The following is a 17,531-nucleotide window of genomic DNA, read 5'->3' as shown; positions in this document are numbered from 1 at the left end:
TGAAGAAACGCGATCCAAATGTGGGAGGGGGCAAGTCGAGTCGTCGCACCGCCCCTCCCACATTTGTTTAGTGGTGTTGGATGGATTGCAGCATGGCGTTGATTTCTTCGAAGCTCGGCCGTGCCAACACGTCGGGCTGGCAACAGCTTTTCTGCAAATCCAACAGCACCTCGTCAGACAACCCCGCCTCAACCCGCTCCAGCAATTCCCCCAGCAGCACCCCGAACGCGCGCACTTCAATGCGTTGCAAGGCTCGTGTTTCCAACGTGTCTGCCTTGGCATGGAACGACGCCGCGCCAAAGTCCCCGAGCAAACAATCGCCCGCTTCATTCCACAGGATATTGTGCCCGTACAGGTCGCCATGGGTGATGCCGTGCCGGTGCAGATGCGCCGCCACGGAGGCGATGCCCCGGGCCATGCGCAAGGCTGTGTCGAGGCTGAAGCGGGTGGCGGGGGCGTAGAGATCGCGGGTGCAGGAGGCCAGGCTCGGCAGGGCGGCGAGGTTGCGGTAGCTCGGGTCGATGAGGTCCATGACCAACGCGGCCTGGTCCTCGGGGGCACCCACCACGCGGCCTTGCACCTTGATCAGGTTAGGGTGCAACCCGGCGGCGATGCAGGCCTGCATTTCGTGCAGCGGCGAGCCGTCGCTGGTGATCGTGCCTTTGTACAGCTTGACGGCGACGGGCTTGGCCATGGGTGTCCACAGGGCCTTGCGAATCACCCCCGAGGCACCTTCGCCCAGCACCTCGGCCAGTTCCAGTTCCGTCCAGGGAATAGCCGCTGTCGCGTCGTCCACCGCCACCTCCACGGCCATTTCCACCGGGTTGCCCGCATAGGCCAGCCACGTCAGGCTCGGCAGGGTCAACAGCCACTCGGGCAGGCGCGTGAGGCGGTTGGAGGCAATGCGGATCAGCTCCAGGTTGCTGCAGTTGGCCAGGCTCTGCGGCAACTGCGTCAGTTGGTTCCCGGCGAGCATCAGTTTCTGCAGCAGCGGCCGCTCGCCCAACTCGCTGGGTAACTGGCTGATGCGGTTGTCAGTGAGGATCAGCCAGCGCAGCAACGGCGGCAGCGCGGCGGCGGGCACGTGGCTGATCTGGTTGGCCTTGAAGCCGATCATGCTCAATTTGGCGCACCGGCCCAGGCATTCCGGCAGTTCGGTAAAGGCGTTGTCCGAGCAGAACAGCACGCGCAGGTGCGGCAGGCGGTGCAGGTCGTCGGGCAGGCGGCTCAGGGCATTGCCGCTGAGGTTGAGGATTTCCAGGGAGTCGGCCAGCCCGAAGATTTCCTCAGGAAATTCGGTGAGCCCGCAGGACAGGTCCAGGCGCGTAATGCCGGCCAAGTGGCCGGCCTTGAGTTGGGCGAGGGTATTCATGAACGGCGCGGTCACTCGGCAAGGGGGCGTAAAAGGCGCTCATGATACCGGGTCGCACGCCCGTTGCGGGTCGGCCTGTTGCAATTGGTTCAGGCGGCTGGCGGTGCGCGCCAGGTCGATGGCCTGGCCGCTCATGGCCTGTGCCAGCGGTTGTTCGCCGATCAGGATCAGATGCTTGTCCTTGTCGTAAAGCACGTCCACCAGGTTGATAAAACGTTGCTGCACGGCGATCGGGCAGTCTGCCAGGCGGGGCAGTCCGTCGATGACCCAGTGATCGAACGCCTCGCACAGCAACAGGTAGTCCATCACCGCCGTCAGCTGTTCGCACAGGTCGTTGAAGGTGAATACGATGGTGCGTGCATGATGCTGGCGGCAGATCAATGTGCGGTTGCCCACCGTCAGCGTCTGCGTCGGGCCGCCGCTGACAGGCAGGCCGAGCGCCGCACGCTGGGCCTGCGTGCCAGGCCACAGGTAACAGCCGGTGGTAAAGCGCTGCACGGCATGGGCCTGGGGCAGGCTGCGAAAGTCCTCGGGCGAACTGACTTCCAGCACGTCCATACGCGCGGCAATCAAGTCGATCACCGGCTTGAAACGCTCGTGGTACAGCGGGTTGGGCAACAGCCCTTCGGGTGGATAGTTGGAGGTGACCAGCACCCACACGCCACGCTGGAACAGGGCCTTGAACAGCCGGGTAATCAGCATGGCATCGCCGATGTCGTGCACGTGGAACTCGTCGAAACACAGCACACGGCAGCCGTCGAGCAACTCGTCCAGGGTCATGGCCAAGGCATCGTCCGTCGCCTGGTGCGTGAACATACCGCGGTGCAGTCGGGCGAAAAACTCATGGAAATGCACCCGTTGTTTCTCGGCGATGGGCAGCGCCTGGAAGAAACCGTCCAGCAGCCAGCTTTTGCCGCGCCCCACCGGGCCGTGCAGGTACAGGCTGCGGGTCGGCTGGCTGGCGAGCAGGTGCCGGGTCTGGCGCGCCATCGCGGTGATGGCCTGGGCTTGACCAGCACTGAGGGTGTAACCCTGTTGCCGGGCTTTGTCCTGAAAGAACGTCTGGATGGGCGTGTCGTCCAGTGTGTCGGTTTTTTTACCGAGCAAACGACGGATAAGGGGGAGCACGGCCAATGCGAGTCACTCTGTAATGCGGTGGTCGCTTACTTTAGGGCGCCGATGGCGATTTGACCAATCTAGAACGGCTGCAGGGGTGGCGTCGGCTGGCCGGCCGGGCTGACCACCGCATAGTTGTAGCCGCCGCCGGACCAGTATTGCGCTTGCAGTCCATCCGCCGTGCGCTCGCCACGGGGCAGGAAACCGTTGTCCGGGCCCGGTGGGCGGATGTAGAAGCTGATGCGCCGACCTTGTGCGTCCTGGTACAGCACCATGGCGGCGGCGCCTTGATCGGTGGTGAGCAGTCGTCCGCTGACGGGCGTGAAGCCCGCCTGGCTCAAGTCCGGCAGGCGATGGGCTTGATTGAAGTAGCGGTCGAGCCACGCCTGCATCGTGCCGCGGTCCTGGCCGTTGTAGTCGGCGGGCATGATGCCCTCCTGGGCAAACAGGCGGAACGCTTGCATCGCATCGGCCATCGGCAGCAGCGGCGGTTGCGTGGCTTCACGGGCCTGCCAGCCGCCGAGGCCACCGAGGCTGACGGCCATCAGCAGCACTGCGGCGGTGGCAAAGCGGCGGCGCGTCTGGTGCTTGAGGCGCTGGCGAATCAGTGCCGGGTCCAGCGCCGGGTTGGCCGGTTGTTGCAGGGCGCCGCTCAAGGACGCGCGCAGCAATTGCGCGTCCTGCTGCCACGCCTGCACTTGGGCCGCGACCTCGGGGTGAACGGCCAGGTAGGTTTCGAGCACACGGCGATCACTGTCCAGGAGTTGGTGATCGACGTAGGCATGTAGGTCGCGTTCGCTGGGGGGCAGGCTGATCATTTGAGTATCCGCAGGGAAGGGCTGGCGATGTCGCCATCGCTGAGTTGACGCAACGCTTGGCGCGCCCGGGACAGGCGCGACATCACGGTGCCGATCGGCACCTCGAGTATTTGCGCGACTTCCTTGTAGCTCAAGCCCTCCACCGACACCCACAACAGCAGTGCGCGTTGTTCGGTGTTGAGTTGGTCGAAGGCTTGCAGGGTCGCCTGGGCGATGACGGTGCGCTCCACCGACGGCTGCGCGTCATCGCGGCCGGTAAAGAATTCCAGCATGCGTGCATAGCGCCGGGTGCGGCGGTGGGCATCGAGGAACTGCCGGTAGAGGATCGAGAACAGCCAGGCGCGCAGGTCGCCCTCGATGCGCTTGTCGGCCCAACGGGTGATCGCCCGCTCCAGGGTCGCCTGCACCAGGTCGTCGGCACTGCTGGCGTTACGGGTCAGGGACACAGCGAAACGCCGCAGCCTGGGGATGAGTTCACGTAACGGTTCGTCGAGTTCATGCATGGGTGTCTGGCTGGTCACTACGCTGGGACTAGAGAGACGTCCGGCGTGAACGGTTATTCCCGGCCGTGGAAAATAAATCCAGGGCCTGGGAATAGAGCGGATCGGCGTTCGTCTTAATGCTCCGACCTTATGGTTACCCCCAAAGGCCTTCAGGCCCTGGAGTCTGTTCATGGTAGATCACTCATCACCGCCACGTCCCCCGTTAAGCACGGCGAGCCTGATCGCACGACTCGCGGGAATTGGCGCCGTGGTTGCGGTTATGGCCGGGGCATTTGCCTACGTCAACGGCAGCCTCGACCCACAACGCCTGCGTCCGAAAACCCTGGTCAATGCCCTGGAAACCAACAACGGCGTGCACCCGGGATTCCGGCGTAACCATGCCAAAGGCGTGTGCGTGGCCGGGTATTTCGAAAGCAGTGCCGAGGCGCGTGCCTACTCCCGCGCCCAGGTGTTCAGCGCGGCCAGGACCCCATTTATCGGCCGCTTCGCCCTGCCCAGCGGCAACCCCTATGCGCCGGATAGCAGTGTGCCGATCCGCAGCTTTGCCGTGCAGTTCAGTCTGGCTAATGGCCAGCAATGGCGCACCGGCATGAACAGCATGCCGGTGTTCCCGGTGGGCACGCCCGAGGCGTTCTACCAGATGCTCAAGGCCGGCGCGCCGGACCCGGCCACCGGCAAACCGAACCCGGCGAATATGTCGGCGTTTTTTGCCGCACACCCTGAGGCGGCGCCATTCCTGGCGTGGGTCAAGACGGCCAGGCCATCGGCCAGTTATGCGACCGAAACCTATAACGGTATCAACGCGTTTTACCTGGTGAGTGCCGAGGGCAAGCGCCAGGCCGTGCGCTGGGGCGTAGTGCCCCAGATTCAGGATGCAGCGGGGGAGACCGCACCAGCGGGCGCCGACTTTCTGGAGAAAGACCTGGTGCAACGCCTGGCCTCAGGGCCGTTGCGTTGGCAATTGAACATGACCCTGGCCAACCCCGGCGACCCGCTGGATGATGCGAGCAAACCCTGGAGCGGTGAGCACAAGGTGCTGAATGCCGGCACCCTGGTGCTGCAAAGCAGCCAGCCCCAGGCCGACGGCGATTGTCGCGACATTAATTTCGATCCGTTGATTTTGCCCAGCGGCATCGAAGCCTCCAATGATCCGCTGCTGGCTGCACGTTCGGCGGCGTATGCCAGTTCGTACCTGCGCCGTGCCGGTGAAGTCAGCCCCTTGCACAGTGCCCCAGCGGAGTCGAAGCCATGAATGCCCAACCGCGGTTTTTTGCACCCCTGGCGCGCCTGCTGCACTGGTTGATGGCGCTGATGGTCATCGCCATGTTGTTTATCGGCGCAGGCCTGGCGGCGTCAGTGTCGGAGCGGCATGAGTGGTTGATCCACCTGCACAAGCCGCTGGGGATCGCGATCCTGGTGCTGGTGATCGTGCGCCTGGCGGTGCGCTTCTCCACCCGCCAGCCGCCGTTGCCGTCTGACTTGCCGTTGTGGCAGGTGCTGGCAGCCAAGGCGTCCCATCTGGTCTTGTATGGGTTGATGCTGGTGTTGCCGCTGCTGGGCTGGGCGATGATTTCGGCGGCGGGCGACCCGGTGATGCTCAGCAGTTCGGTGCAGTTGCCGGCGCTGGTGGCGGCGGATGCACCGCTGTTTGCGCTATTGCGCAAGGCCCATGGGTATCTGGCCTACCTGCTGTTCCTGACGGTACTGCTGCACCTGGCGGCGGCGCTGTTCCATGGGTTGATTCGGCGCGATGGTGTGCTGCAGAGCATGACCGGCACCAAGGACTGATGCCGGGGGCCAGGGGCGTTAGCGCAGGACCGTGACGATATCGGCCACGCTGCTCAAGACGTCCTTGGCCAGCTGTTTGGAGCGTTCGCCTGACCAACCTGTTTTCGGATTGGGGGCGTCGTCGTTGTCCTTGAACGGCATTTCCAGGGTCAGGGACAGGCAGTCGTACTGCTCGCCGACGGCATTGCAGGCCAGGGTCATATTGGCTTCGCCCGGCAAGTCGCGGGTGTAGCCGTGGGTGGTTTGGAAGTCACGGGTCAGCGAACTCAAATGGCTGCGGAAGCGTTTTTCCAGCGCTTCGATACGCGGGGTGTAGCCGGGGTTGCCTTCGCAGGCAGCGGTAAACACGTAGGGGATTTCTTCGTCGCCGTGGATGTCGAGGAACAGGTCGACACCGTATTGCTGCATTTGCTGTTGCACGAACAGGACTTCCGGGCTGATCTCCTGGCTGGCGCTTTGCCAGGCGCGATTGAGGTCCTGGCCCATGGCGTTGGTGCGCAGGTGACCGTGGAAGGCGCCGTCGGGGTTCATGTTCGGCACCAGGTACAGGTCGGCAACGGCCAGGAGCTTTTTCATCTCGGCATCGCCATCCTGTTGCAGGCGTTCGATGATGCCCTCCATGAACCATTCGGCCATGTGCTCGCCGGGGTGCTGCTGGGCAATGATCCAGACATTGCGCCGGCCTTCGCCGCCTTTGCCACGTCGCAACAGTTGGATATCGCGGCCCTCGACACTTTTGCCGGTGGCCAGCAGTTGGGTGCCGGCGTACTTCAGGGCCTGGTCGATCAGCCAGTCGTGGCGTTCGCGGCTGTAGGGCTCGAAGTAGGCCAACCAGGCATGTTTCTCACGGGTTTCGAGGCTGATGTGCAGGATCTCGCCGTCGAAGCGGGTAGGGACTCGGAACCAGTTGACGTGATCATAAGACGCGACAGCGTTGTAGCCGCTCCAGGCGTGCTTATACGAAGAACCACCGGCGTTGCTCAGGCGAAAATTATGGGTGTGACCCACGTGCATGCCTTCGGCTTTGAAGTGGAACCATTGGTAATGGTGGCTGCGGGTATCGGGCTGGATGGCCAGCAGCAACTGGTAGGCGTCGCTGGCGTCGAGCACCTGGATATTGCCACTGTCGAAGTCGGTGCTGATCTTGATGGAGGTCAAGGCCACGGTCATAGTCTGGTTGCCTGAATATGAGTGTTGTGGCGGCTATATTACACAGGAGTCTGGTAAAGCCTGGATGCAAAATTGTTGCGGGGGAGGGGGGCGTCGTCCGTGACGCCGCCGCAGCTTAGAATCTATGAGATTGATTCTCAAGCGCTATTTCGCAGAGATGTGCGCTGGAGCACTGGACTGGCTTTCTTTTGGCGATGGTCTTTTGCTACCATGCGCGCCATCAAGCAACACACAGTCTTCATTAGCCTGAAGCCATGCCAGGGAAACTGGCAAAAAAAAGACCCGGCCAAAGAGCCGGGTCAAAAACCGTGATTAGCCTGATGAGGAGATATTCCAAGAGTCCGACCTAAGGTCCCTTGGTCTATCGACTGATCTCGCGATCAGCTGGGTCCAATAATAATCATTATCATTTGCAAGTCAAATGTTTTTATCCGTGGGATAGAAATATTTTTCCTTCGCGGCTGTTATCCGTTCGCCCGAACCTCCGGTGCCCGCAACGACCGCTCGACCATCGCCTTTGCCATATCAATCAAATACACCACTGAAAACGCCAGGTCGCGCTGGTTGCCCTGATGGCTGCTCGCTGATTCGTAGGCCGTGGCGGCGGCACTGCGCAACAGGTCCGAGGCGTGCACCAGGGCTTCCTCCTGGCTGATGCCGGGCTTGATGGCGAAAAAGCTGTCATCCGGGACGGGTGCTGACATATTTTCTTTCAAGTAGAAGTCCAAGGCACGCTGGGCAGCACCGCTGCTGCGCAGGCCTTGCACGTCATCGTTTTCGGGTGTTTCAGGCAGGGGATACGGGCTCGTCGTCATAAGGGGCGGTACTCTGGGTGGGTGTCGAAAACCTTATGCCCGATGATAGTACGTATCGTATTTATGTCGTTTTATGGATTACTACAAACTGTTTATTGCCCTGGAAACTGGCTGACGTATTGTCGGCGGCCATGGATAAATGGATAGCGTTGGTCAAGGCCAACATGAAAGACCGCAAGGTCACCCAGGGTGAGTTGGCTGAACGCTTGGGCATGTCCCAGGGGGGCGTTGGCCACTGGCTCAACAAGCGCCGCGTGCCGAGCCTGGCGGATATGAACCGGGTGCTGGCAGAGTTGGGGCTGGGCGACCTGGAAGTGGTGCAGGAGCTGCGTGAGAAGGCCGACGAGGTCGTAGACCCGGCAAGACAGTACACGGCGTATTTTCGCTACCCGGTCAGCGAGTGGAAAGGCCTGGGCGAAATCCGCGAAGAGCGCCCGGCCTATGGTGCCGCGCGCTTCGAACCGACGGATTACCACGCCCGGGGCGACGCCTACTGGCTGCCGGTGACGAGCGACGCCATGACCGCACTCAGCGGCCCGAGCATCGCAGCAGGGATGATGATCCTAGTGGATCCGGCCATCGCCGCCGAACCCGGCAAATTGGTAGTCGCCCAACGGGCCGGCAGTACCCAGGCGACCTTCCGGCAGTTGCTGGAAGAGAGCGGCCAGCTCTACCTGGTGCCGCTCAACCCCACCTACCCGAAACTGCTGTTCACCGTTGATTGCCGCATCCTCGGCGTCGTCGTGCAGGCCACGGTGAAGTTCTAGTCCGCCGTTTCGAGCTCCACCAACGCACACCCCTCGGCAACCATTTCGCCCTCCTGGCAGAACAGCGCCTTGACTACCCCGGCCTGGGGCGCGCGGATACTGTGCTCCATCTTCATCGCTTCGAGCACCACCAACTGGGTGCCGGCCTCGACCGTTTGGCCGACGTCCACCAGCACCCGCACGATGCTGCCGTTCATCGGTGCCGTGAGGCCGCCCTGGTGCGACTGGCTGGCCTCGACAGCAGCAATCGGATCGAACAGGCTCACGCCCTGCATCTCGCCGTCCCAACGCAGGAAAACCCTGTGCTCGTTGCGCACTGCCAGATGTGAACGACGGACGCCCCGGTGTTCGATCACTAACTGTTCGCCCTGCAATGTCGCGGCGATGGCGGCCAGTGTCACCAGGCGGTCCTGGCCATTGCAGCTCAAGTGCAGCGAGACCTCGGCGGGCAGTCCTGCACGGAATCCACGGGTGTCCGCCCATGGCCCGTCACCTGGGGGCAAGCTCTGCATGAAGGCAGAACCTGCGGCCTGCCAGAATTCATCGCTCAACGTCCCGGCCACCGGCAGAAGTTCGTCCTGGTAGCGCGGAATAAATCCGGTATCCAACTCGGCCGCCGCAAATGCCGGATGACCAATAATGCGCCGCAGGAAGCCCAGGTTGGTCTTCAGCCCACCCACGGCAAACTCGTCGAGCATGCTCAGCAAGCGCAGGCGTGCCTGTTCACGGTCTTCACCCCAGGCAATCAGCTTGCCGAGCATCGGGTCGTAGAACGGCGACACGTCGTCTCCTTGCGCGACACCACTGTCCACGCGGCGCCCCGGGCCCGGCGCGGACTCGCGATACAGCGCCAGGTGCCCGGTGGCGGGCAGGAAGTCATTGGCCGGGTCTTCGGCGTACAAGCGCACTTCAATCGCATGGCCGATCAGCGGCACCTGCTCCTGGGTGATCGGCAGCGCCTCGCCCTGGGCGACGCGAATCTGCCAGGCCACCAGGTCCAGGCCGGTAATCGCTTCGGTGACCGGGTGTTCCACCTGCAGCCGCGTGTTCATCTCCATGAAGAAAAACTCGCCGCGCGCATCCAGCAAGAACTCCACCGTGCCCGCGCCGACATAACCGATGGCCTGGGCCGCACGCACCGCCGCTTCGCCCATGGCCTTGCGCTGTGCAACGCTCAGCCCCGGTGCCGGGGCTTCCTCGACGACCTTTTGGTGGCGGCGTTGGATCGAGCAGTCCCGCTCATTGAGGTACAGGCAATGCCCGTGCTGATCGGCAAATACCTGGATCTCTACGTGGCGTGGCTTGAGCAGGTATTTCTCCACCAGCATCTGCCCATTGCCGAAGGACGACAGCGCCTCACGCTGGGCCGAGGCCAGGGCGTCGGCGAGCTGGCTGACATCCTCCACCACCTTCATGCCCTTGCCGCCGCCCCCGGCCGTGGCCTTGAGCAGCACCGGATAGCCGATGCGCTCACAGGCGTCGCGGAAGGTTTCCAGGTCCTGTTCCGTGCCGTGATACCCCGGCACCAGGGGCACGCCGGCGGTTTCCATCAGGGCCTTGGCGGCGGACTTACTGCCCATGGCGTCGATGGCCGAGGCGGGCGGCCCGAGGAAGATCAGCCCCGCCGCCTCGATCGCACGGGCAAACCCGGCGTTTTCCGACAGGAAACCGTAGCCTGGGTGAATGGCCTGGGCACCGCTGGCCTGGGCGGCGGCGATCAATTTGTCGATTTGCAGGTAGCTCTCGGTGGCTTTGCTGCCCCCCAGGTCGACGCGAATATCCGCCTCGCGGCTGTGTCGCGCATCACGGTCGACGGCGCTGTGCACCGCCACGGTGGTCAGGCCCATGGCCTTGGCGGTGCGCATCACCCGGCAGGCAATCTCGCCGCGGTTGGCCACCAGCAGGGTGGTCAGCGTGCTCATGAACGCGGCTCCTGGGGCTGCCAGCTGGGCGGGCGTTTTTGCAGGAACGCGCGTAAACCCTCCTGGCCTTCGGCGCTGACACGGATGCGCGCAATGGCATTTTCGCAATAGCGGCGCAGGGCTGGGGTGAGCGCGCCGTTACCGACTTCGCGCAGCAGGTCCTTGCTGGCGCGCATCGCCGCCGGGCTGTTATGCAGCAGGTGGGTGATCCACTGTTCCACCTGTTGGTCCAGTTCGCCAATCGGGTAGCTTTCCGCCAGCAGGCCGATTTCCCGGGCACGCTGGCCGCCAAACCGCTCGGCGGTCAGGGCATAGCGACGCGCCGCACGTTCGCCGATGGCCTGCACCACGAACGGGCTGATCACGGCCGGGGCCAGGCCGATGCGGACTTCCGACAGGCAGAACTGCGCGTCATCGGCGCCGATGGCCATGTCGCAGCAACTGATCAGGCCCAGCGCGCCACCGTAGGCCGCGCCTTGCACCACCGCCAGGGTGGGGATTTTCAGCTTGGCCAGGTTGTACATCAGCTCCGCCAGTTCGCGGGCGTCGTCCAGGTTGGTGTGGTAATCCAGTTCGGCCGACTGCTGCATCCACGCCAGGTCGGCACCGGCGCTGAAGTGCCTGCCGCGCCCCCGCAGGACCAGGAAACGCAGGGATGCATCACCTTGCACATGGTCGAGGGCGATGATCAGTTCGCGGATCATCTCGGCGTTGAACGCGTTGTTCTTGGCTTCTCGGCTGAGCCACAGCGTGGCAAAGCCACGGCTGTCGGTGATCAGTTCGAGGGTATTGAAATCGCTCATGGGTACGGCTCCATTTACATGCGGAACACGCCGAAGCGGCTCGGCTCGATGGGGGCATTCAGCGCGGCGGACAAGGCCAGGGCCAGCACATCGCGGGTCTGCATCGGGTCGATGACGCCGTCGTCCCACAGGCGTGCGCTGGAGTAATAGGGGTGACCCTGGGTTTCGTACTGGTCGAGGATCGGCTGCTTGATCGCCGCTTCCTCTTCAGCGCTGAAGCCGACGCCTGCCCGTTCAGCCTGTTCACGCTTGACCTGCACCAGCACGCCCGCAGCCTGTTCGGCACCCATCACGCCGATGCGTGCGTTGGGCCACATCCACAAAAAGCGCGGGTCATAGGCGCGGCCGCACATGCCGTAGTTGCCGGCGCCGAAGCTGCCGCCGATGATCACCGTGAATTTCGGCACCTTGGCGCACGCCACTGCAGTCACCAGCTTGGCGCCGTGCTTGGCGATGCCACCGGCTTCGTATTTCTGGCCGACCATAAACCCGGTGATGTTCTGCAGGAACAGCAGAGGAATCCCGCGTTGGCAGGCCAGCTCGATAAAGTGCGCGCCTTTTTGCGCGGCCTCGGCGAACAGAATCCCGTTGTTCGCCAGGATCGCGATCGGGTAGCCGTGCACATGCGCGAAGCCGCACACCAGGGTGGTGCCGAACAGCGCCTTGAACTCATCGAACACCGAGCCATCCACCAGCCGTGCGATCACTTCGCGCACATCGAACGGCTGCTTGGCATCGGCCGGGATCACGCCGTAGAGCTCTTCGCTGCTGTACAACGGCGCCACGGGCGCGCGTTGCAGCAATTGGCCTTGCTTGCGCCAATTGAGGTTGGCCACGCTGCGGCGGGCCAGGGCCAGGGCGTGTTCATCACTGTCGGCATAGTGGTCGGCCACACCAGAGATCCTGCAGTGCACATCAGCACCGCCGAGGTCTTCGGCGCTCACCACTTCACCGGTAGCCGCCTTCACCAATGGCGGGCCGGCCAGGAAGATCGTCGCTTGGTTACGCACCATGATCGCTTCGTCGGCCATGGCCGGCACGTAGGCGCCACCGGCGGTGCACGAGCCCATCACCACGGCGATCTGCGGGATGCCCTGGGCACTCATGTTGGCCTGGTTGAAGAAGATCCGCCCGAAGTGCTCGCGGTCGGGAAACACTTCATCCTGGCGCGGCAGGTTGGCGCCGCCGGAATCCACCAGGTAGATGCACGGCAGGCGGTTCTGTTCGGCGATGGTCTGGGCGCGCAGGTGTTTTTTCACCGTGAGTGGGTAGTAGGAGCCGCCTTTGACCGTGGCGTCGTTGGCGACGATCATGCATTCGACGCCTTCCACGCGGCCGATCCCGGCAATCACCCCGGCGGCCGGTACGTCTTCGCCGTACACCTGATGGGCGGCCAGTTGGCTGAGTTCGAGGAACGGCGAGCCCGGGTCCAGCAGGCGATTGATGCGCTCGCGCGGCAGCAGTTTGCCGCGTGAGGTGTGGCGCTCCTGGGCCTTGGCGCCGCCGCCTTGCTGCACGTGGGCGAGCAGGGTGTGCAGGGCGTCGACCTGTTGGCGCATCGCCGCGCTGTTGCTGGCGAACTCCGCTGAGCGTGGGTTGAGCTGGGTGTGCAAGGTGGCCATGGGACGCTCCTTCAGCGGGTTTCGTTGAAGAGTTCGCGACCGATCAGCATCCGCCGAATCTCACTGGTGCCGGCGCCGATTTCATACAGCTTGGCGTCTCTCAGCAGGCGCCCGGCGGGGAATTCATTGATATAGCCATTGCCGCCGAGGATCTGGATCGCGTCGAGGGCCATTTGCGTGGCGCGTTCGGCGCTGTACAGGATCACCCCGGCCGCGTCCTTGCGCGTGGTTTCGCCGCGTTCGCAGGCCTGGGCCACCGCGTAGAGGTAGGCGCGGCTGGCGTTGAGCTGGGTGTACATGTCGGCGACCTTGCCCTGGATCAGCTGGAACTCGCCGATGCTTTGACCGAACTGCTTGCGATCGTGGATGTAGGGCACGATCAGGTCCATGCACGCCTGCATGATCCCGGTGGGGCCGCCGGACAGCACCACGCGCTCGTAATCGAGGCCGCTCATCAGCACTTTCACGCCGCCGTTGAGCACGCCGAGGATGTTTTCCTCCGGCACTTGCACGTCATCGAAGAACAGCTCGCAGGTGTTGGAGCCGCGCATGCCGAGCTTGTCGAACTTGTTGCTGCGGCTGAAGCCTTTCCAGTCGCGCTCGACGATAAACGCGGTGATGCCGTGGGGACCCTTTTCCAGGTCGGTCTTGGCGTAGATCACATAGGTGCTGGCGTCGGGGCCGTTGGTGATCCAGGTCTTGCTGCCGTTGAGCACATAGTGGTCGCCGTGTTTGTCGGCGCGCAGTTTCATCGAGACCACGTCGGAACCGGCGTTGGGTTCGCTCATGGCCAGGGCGCCGACGTGCTCGCCGCTGATCAGTTTGGGCAGGTACTTGAGTTTCTGTTCGTGAGTACCGTTGCGGTTGATCTGGTTCACGCACAGGTTGGAGTGGGCGCCGTAGGACAACGCCACCGAGGCCGAGCCACGGCTGATTTCTTCCATGCTCACCACGTGGGCCAGGTAGCCCAGGCCGGCGCCGCCGTATTCTTCCGGTACGGTGATGCCCAGCAGGCCCATGTCCCCGAACTTGCGCCACAGGTCGGCGGGGAACAGGTTGTCGATGTCGATCTGTGCCGCACGGGGCGCGATTTCCTTGGCCACGAAGGACTGCACCTGGTCGCGCAGCATGTCGATGGTTTCACCGAGGGCGAAGTTCAGGGACGGGTAACTCATGGACAGGCACCTTAATGTGAGCTTTGTTGTTGTGTGGATGGCGCGCCAGGGAAGGGCGCTCACCTTTACGTTAACGTAAGCTTGCGTTACGGTGCTGTCAATCGTAGTTTACGTTTACGTCAACCTACAAAAAAGACAACAGGGGTCGTTATGGATCAACTGCATCCGAGCTACAGCCGTGGCTCCCAGGACAAGGCCTTGCTGGCCATGACCATTGGCCAGGCCTTCGATCACACCGTGGCGCAGCACCCCGATGGCGAGGCCCTTGTGGTACGCCATCAGCAGCGTCGCTACACCTGGCGGCAACTGGCCGAGACCGTCGAGGTGCACGCTCGCGCGTTCCTGGCCTTGGGTATGCAGACCGGCGACCGCCTGGGTATCTGGGCGCCCAATTGCGCCGAGTGGTGCATCAGCCAGATCGCCAGCGCCAAGATTGGCGTGATCCTGGTCAATATCAACCCGGCGTACCGCAGCAGTGAACTGGACTACGTGCTCAAGCAGTCCGGCTGCGAGTGGCTGGTGTGCGCCGGCGCGTTCAAGACCTCCGACTACCACGCGATGTTGCAGGCATTGCAGCCTGAGCTGCGCGGCATGATCAGCCTCGACCCCAGCCCGCCCCCGGGCTTCCTGCCCTGGTCGGAACTGGCGGCCCTCGGTGCGGGCCTGCCGCCCGAGCAGCTGCACAGCCGCCAGGCCAGCCTGCACTTCGATCAAGCCGTCAATATCCAGTACACCTCCGGTACCACCGGTTTCCCCAAGGGCGCCACCCTCAGTCATCACAACATCCTCAATAACGGCTATATGGTCGGCGAAAGCCTGGGCCTCACCGCGCAGGACCGCCTGGTGATCCCGGTGCCGCTGTACCACTGCTTCGGCATGGTGATGGGCAACCTGGGCTGCATCACCCATGGCACCACCATGATCTACCCGAATGACGGCTTCGATCCGCTGCTGACCCTCACCGCCGTCGCCGAAGAACGTGCCACCGGCCTGTACGGCGTGCCCACCATGTTTATTGCCCTGCTCGATCACCCACGCCGGGGCGAGTTCGAGCTGTCCACCCTGCGCACCGGCATCATGGCCGGCGCCACGTGCCCCATCGAGGTGATGCGCCGGGTCATCGGCGAATTGCACATGGGCGAGGTGCAGATTGCCTACGGCATGACCGAGACCAGCCCCGTATCCCTGCAAACCGGCGCGGATGACGATCTGGAGCGCCGCGTGACCACCGTCGGCCGCACCCAGCCGCAACTGGAAAGCAAGATCATCGATGAAGCCGGTAACACGCTGCCCCGTGGCCAGGTCGGCGAACTCTGCACCCGTGGCTACAGCGTGATGCTCGGCTACTGGAACAACCCCGACGGCACCCGCGAGGCCATCGACGCTGCGGGCTGGATGCATACCGGCGACCTGGCCACCATGGATGCCCACGGCTATGTGTGCATCGCCGGGCGCAACAAGGACATGATCATTCGCGGTGGCGAAAACGTGTACCCGCGCGAGGTGGAAGAGTTTTTCTTCACCCACCCGGCGGTGGCCGATGTGCAGGTCATCGGCATTCCGGACGAGCGCTACGGCGAGGAGATCGTGGCCTGGGTCAAGCTACATCCCGGTCATGTGACCAGCGAACTGGAACTGCAGGCCTGGTGCAAGGGCCGCATCGCGCATTTCAAGACGCCCCGGTACTTCAAGTTCGTGGAGGAGTTTCCGATGACGGTGACGGGCAAGATCCAGAAATTCCGCATGCGCGAGATCTCGATCGAAGAGCTGGGGGCAGGGCAGGGTTAAAGGCCAGAAAGCACAAAGGGGACCCGAAGGTCCCCTTTAATTTGTCGTTGCGTGCTCTTTTTTTATTATTGAGGGGCGGTCTATTGTTGTTTTTGGCGACCGTTACCCTTTACCGCTGTTTTTGGCGACCCCCATCCGGGGTCAAGAGCAAACGTATTTTTTTGAGCGCTGACCTGCTTCTTCGTTAACGATCCAACCAGTGGGTAGCTACCTGAGGTAGTTTTATTTTTCTCTAACCGGTTGCGGGTTTCGGCATGCCGTACCCTGCGAAGCACATCTTCTCCAAAAAAATCTGTTAGCTGCGTCTCTGCCGTGTTGTTTTTGTTATGTCAGAGTCGTTTCGTCTTATTTTTATTAGGTTTGGCGCTTTTTATTCTTGTTATGCCATAGAGATAGCAGAAGGCGTGCCAACTTTTTAAATCCCTTTAAAATCAATAAGTTAATTTTTTAGTAGGCCTTGACCTACAGAAAATACGACAAAATATGTTCCCGTGTTACTCGATGTGTAGCCGTGCGGTAACACATTGTCACGGCTACGCTACTCAACCGGCTGTCCGCGCCTTGGCTACGCGCGAGCCCGTGGGGCGGCCGAGGACATGGCTGATTTGCAGGCCCGCGCGAATCAATGCATCCAGGTCGATGCCGGTGTCGATCCCGAGGCCATTGAGCAGGTACAGCACATCTTCGGTGGCGACGTTACCGCTGGCGCCCTTGGCATAGGGGCAGCCGCCGAGGCCTGCAATAGAGCTGTCGAATACCGTGATGCCTTCCAGCAGGCCGGCATAGATATTGGCGATGGCCTGGCCATAGGTGTCATGGAAGTGGCCCGCCAGTTTGTCCCGTGGCACCTGCGCGCCGACCACCTCGAACAGCCGTCGCGTAGTGCCCGCCGTGCCGGTGCCGATGGTGTCGCCCAGGGACACCTCGTAGCAGCCCATGGCATACAGCTCCCGCGCGACCGCCGCCACCTGTTCCGGCGCAATCTCACCTTCGTAAGGGCAACCCAGCACACAGGACACATAGCCGCGCACGCTGATGCCGTGCTGCCTGGCCGCCGCCATGATCGGCGCAAAACGCTCCAGGCTTTCGCTGATGGAACAGTTGATATTGCGCTGGGAAAACGCCTCGGAGGCTGCGGCAAACACCGCCACTTCCTTCACGCCCGCCGCCAGCGCGTCCTCGAAACCACGCAGGTTTGGCGCCAGCGCACCGTAGGTTACGCCGGGCTTGCGCTGGATCTGCGCGAACACGTCGGCGGAACCGGCCATTTGCGGCACCCACTTGGGCGAGACAAAACTGCCCACTTCGATATAGCTCAGGCCCGCCGCGCTGAGGGCGTCCACCAATTGGACCTTGTCGGCCACGCTGATGGGCTGGGCTTCGTTCTGCAAGCCGTCGCGCGGGCCGACTTCCACCAGGCGCACATGGGAGGGGAGGGACATGGCAGCTACCTTCTGATCAATGGCCAACCTGGCCCATGGTTTGCGCCAGGGCCTGGGTGCAACGCTCTTCGGCGGTGTCCAGCTCCAGCTTCATTTGTTCGATATCCAGCAGTTGCTGTTCCAACTGCTCACGGCGCTCGGCGATCTTGGCCAGCATGCTGTTGAGTTGGATCTGGTTGCCGCCGGTGGGGTCGTAGAGTTCGATCAGCTCACGGCACTCGGCCAGGGAAAAACCGATGCGCTTGCCCCGCAGGATCAGCTTGAGGCTGACCTTGTCCCGCGCCGAATAGATGCGCTCCTGGCCCCGGCGCTCCGGGGCCAGCAGGCCTTGTTCTTCATAGAAGCGAATGGCGCGGGTGGTGATGTCGAGCTCGCGGGCGAGGTCGGAGATGCTGTAGGTCGTGCTCATGGGGGCGCTCAAGAAGGTCTT

16 protein-coding genes are annotated in these 17,531 nt (G+C 62.8%); 4 read left to right on the top strand and 12 right to left on the bottom strand.

Features of this window, described 5'->3' with window-relative positions:
- Positions 1-67: 67 nt before the first annotated feature.
- The 4 genes from BLQ09_RS15435 to BLQ09_RS15420 all read right to left on the bottom strand — a co-directional run bounded on the left by BLQ09_RS15435 (position 68) and on the right by BLQ09_RS15420 (position 3,809).
- The gene (locus BLQ09_RS15435; protein WP_092357712.1) at positions 68-1,372 is read right to left on the bottom strand and encodes a protein kinase; all 1,305 of its coding nucleotides are present in this window, start codon (positions 1,370-1,372) and stop codon (positions 68-70) included.
- A 39-nt stretch (positions 1,373-1,411) separates the two neighbouring features.
- Positions 1,412-2,506: a cell division protein ZapE gene (gene zapE / locus BLQ09_RS15430; protein ID WP_092357670.1), complete on the bottom strand. Its 1,095-nt coding sequence runs from the start codon at positions 2,504-2,506 to the stop codon at positions 1,412-1,414.
- Between the two features lie 62 nt (positions 2,507-2,568).
- Complete coding sequence (locus BLQ09_RS15425) at positions 2,569-3,306, bottom strand: anti-sigma factor family protein (protein ID WP_092357668.1); 738 nt, start codon at positions 3,304-3,306, stop codon at positions 2,569-2,571.
- Positions 3,303-3,809: an RNA polymerase sigma factor gene (locus BLQ09_RS15420; RefSeq protein ID WP_027606262.1), complete on the bottom strand. Its 507-nt coding sequence runs from the start codon at positions 3,807-3,809 to the stop codon at positions 3,303-3,305. Before BLQ09_RS15420 ends, BLQ09_RS15425 begins: the two co-directional genes overlap by 4 nt.
- 169 nt (positions 3,810-3,978) lie before the next feature.
- Here BLQ09_RS15420 and BLQ09_RS15415 point away from each other — a divergent pair, with 169 nt between their 5' ends.
- Both BLQ09_RS15415 and BLQ09_RS15410 read left to right on the top strand, forming a co-directional pair.
- Complete coding sequence (locus tag BLQ09_RS15415) at positions 3,979-5,061, top strand: catalase family peroxidase (RefSeq protein WP_092357666.1); 1,083 nt, start codon at positions 3,979-3,981, stop codon at positions 5,059-5,061.
- Entirely contained in the window at positions 5,058-5,597 is a 540-nt protein-coding gene (locus tag BLQ09_RS15410) for a cytochrome b (protein WP_065940125.1), read from the top strand. The genes BLQ09_RS15415 and BLQ09_RS15410 overlap by 4 nt, the downstream gene beginning before the upstream one ends.
- Positions 5,598-5,615: 18 nt before the next feature.
- Here BLQ09_RS15410 and BLQ09_RS15405 read toward each other — a convergent pair whose 3' ends face one another.
- Entirely contained in the window at positions 5,616-6,767 is a 1,152-nt protein-coding gene (locus BLQ09_RS15405; RefSeq protein ID WP_027606265.1) for a M14 family metallopeptidase, read from the bottom strand.
- A 464-nt stretch (positions 6,768-7,231) separates the two neighbouring features.
- Positions 7,232-7,582 carry a DUF6124 family protein gene (locus tag BLQ09_RS15395; RefSeq protein ID WP_027606266.1) on the bottom strand — a complete coding sequence of 117 codons (351 nt, stop codon included), beginning with the start codon at positions 7,580-7,582 and terminating at the stop codon, positions 7,232-7,234.
- A gap of 131 nt (positions 7,583-7,713) precedes the next feature.
- On the opposite strand from BLQ09_RS15395, the gene BLQ09_RS15390 reads away from it, so the two are divergent.
- Entirely contained in the window at positions 7,714-8,349 is a 636-nt protein-coding gene (locus BLQ09_RS15390; RefSeq protein ID WP_092357664.1) for a LexA family protein, read from the top strand.
- Here BLQ09_RS15390 and BLQ09_RS15385 read toward each other — a convergent pair.
- From BLQ09_RS15385 to BLQ09_RS15370, 4 genes are read right to left on the bottom strand one after another with little or no spacing between them, the layout of a single operon-like run.
- Complete coding sequence (locus tag BLQ09_RS15385; protein WP_092357662.1) at positions 8,346-10,271, bottom strand: acetyl/propionyl/methylcrotonyl-CoA carboxylase subunit alpha; 1,926 nt, start codon at positions 10,269-10,271, stop codon at positions 8,346-8,348. The two genes, BLQ09_RS15390 and BLQ09_RS15385, sit on opposite strands and share 4 nt — an antisense overlap.
- A complete protein-coding gene (locus BLQ09_RS15380) occupies positions 10,268-11,074 on the bottom strand; it encodes a gamma-carboxygeranoyl-CoA hydratase (protein WP_027606269.1) in 807 nt (268 codons plus the stop codon). Before BLQ09_RS15380 ends, BLQ09_RS15385 begins: the two co-directional genes overlap by 4 nt.
- A gap of 14 nt (positions 11,075-11,088) precedes the next feature.
- Positions 11,089-12,696 carry a carboxyl transferase domain-containing protein gene (locus BLQ09_RS15375; protein ID WP_092357660.1) on the bottom strand — a complete coding sequence of 536 codons (1,608 nt, stop codon included), beginning with the start codon at positions 12,694-12,696 and terminating at the stop codon, positions 11,089-11,091.
- Positions 12,697-12,707: 11 nt separating this feature from the next.
- Positions 12,708-13,871 carry an isovaleryl-CoA dehydrogenase gene (locus BLQ09_RS15370; RefSeq protein ID WP_092357658.1) on the bottom strand — a complete coding sequence of 388 codons (1,164 nt, stop codon included), beginning with the start codon at positions 13,869-13,871 and terminating at the stop codon, positions 12,708-12,710.
- A 150-nt stretch (positions 13,872-14,021) separates the two neighbouring features.
- On the opposite strand from BLQ09_RS15370, the gene BLQ09_RS15365 reads away from it, so the two are divergent.
- Positions 14,022-15,659, top strand: a complete 1,638-nt coding sequence (locus BLQ09_RS15365; RefSeq protein WP_092357656.1) for an AMP-binding protein — start codon at positions 14,022-14,024, stop codon at positions 15,657-15,659.
- A 542-nt stretch (positions 15,660-16,201) separates the two neighbouring features.
- Here the strand turns inward: BLQ09_RS15365 and BLQ09_RS15360 are convergent.
- Positions 16,202-17,101: a hydroxymethylglutaryl-CoA lyase gene (locus tag BLQ09_RS15360; RefSeq protein WP_092357654.1), complete on the bottom strand. Its 900-nt coding sequence runs from the start codon at positions 17,099-17,101 to the stop codon at positions 16,202-16,204.
- 16 nt (positions 17,102-17,117) lie between these two features.
- The gene (locus BLQ09_RS15355) at positions 17,118-17,510 is read right to left on the bottom strand and encodes a MerR family transcriptional regulator (protein WP_027606274.1); all 393 of its coding nucleotides are present in this window, start codon (positions 17,508-17,510) and stop codon (positions 17,118-17,120) included.
- Between the last annotated feature and the right edge of the window lie 21 nt (positions 17,511-17,531).

The organism is Pseudomonas sp. NFACC25 (assembly GCF_900100935.1).
Classification (GTDB): Bacteria; Pseudomonadota; Gammaproteobacteria; order Pseudomonadales; family Pseudomonadaceae; genus Aquipseudomonas; species Aquipseudomonas marginalis.
Note: the sequence above shows the minus strand (reverse complement) of the source record. Positions and strands in the feature narration are given on the sequence as shown.

Bases quoted from the DNA above. Each gene is read 5' to 3' on its own strand.
- BLQ09_RS15420 (WP_027606262.1), bottom strand. From the start codon at position 3,809: ATGCATGAACTCGACGAACCGTTACGTGAACTCATCCCCAGGCTGCGG.
- BLQ09_RS15435 (WP_092357712.1), bottom strand. From the start codon at position 1,372: ATGAATACCCTCGCCCAACTCAAGGCCGGCCACTTGGCCGGCATTACG.
- BLQ09_RS15405 (WP_027606265.1), bottom strand. From the start codon at position 6,767: ATGACCGTGGCCTTGACCTCCATCAAGATCAGCACCGACTTCGACAGT.
- BLQ09_RS15415 (WP_092357666.1), top strand. From the start codon at position 3,979: ATGGTAGATCACTCATCACCGCCACGTCCCCCGTTAAGCACGGCGAGC.
- BLQ09_RS15385 (WP_092357662.1), bottom strand. From the start codon at position 10,271: ATGAGCACGCTGACCACCCTGCTGGTGGCCAACCGCGGCGAGATTGCC.
- BLQ09_RS15355 (WP_027606274.1), bottom strand. From the start codon at position 17,510: ATGAGCACGACCTACAGCATCTCCGACCTCGCCCGCGAGCTCGACATC.
- BLQ09_RS15370 (WP_092357658.1), bottom strand. From the start codon at position 13,871: ATGAGTTACCCGTCCCTGAACTTCGCCCTCGGTGAAACCATCGACATG.
- BLQ09_RS15410 (WP_065940125.1), top strand. From the start codon at position 5,058: ATGAATGCCCAACCGCGGTTTTTTGCACCCCTGGCGCGCCTGCTGCAC.
- BLQ09_RS15425 (WP_092357668.1), bottom strand. From the start codon at position 3,306: ATGATCAGCCTGCCCCCCAGCGAACGCGACCTACATGCCTACGTCGAT.
- BLQ09_RS15360 (WP_092357654.1), bottom strand. From the start codon at position 17,101: ATGTCCCTCCCCTCCCATGTGCGCCTGGTGGAAGTCGGCCCGCGCGAC.
- BLQ09_RS15380 (WP_027606269.1), bottom strand. From the start codon at position 11,074: ATGAGCGATTTCAATACCCTCGAACTGATCACCGACAGCCGTGGCTTT.
- BLQ09_RS15395 (WP_027606266.1), bottom strand. From the start codon at position 7,582: ATGACGACGAGCCCGTATCCCCTGCCTGAAACACCCGAAAACGATGAC.
- BLQ09_RS15365 (WP_092357656.1), top strand. From the start codon at position 14,022: ATGGATCAACTGCATCCGAGCTACAGCCGTGGCTCCCAGGACAAGGCC.
- BLQ09_RS15390 (WP_092357664.1), top strand. From the start codon at position 7,714: ATGGATAAATGGATAGCGTTGGTCAAGGCCAACATGAAAGACCGCAAG.
- BLQ09_RS15375 (WP_092357660.1), bottom strand. From the start codon at position 12,696: ATGGCCACCTTGCACACCCAGCTCAACCCACGCTCAGCGGAGTTCGCC.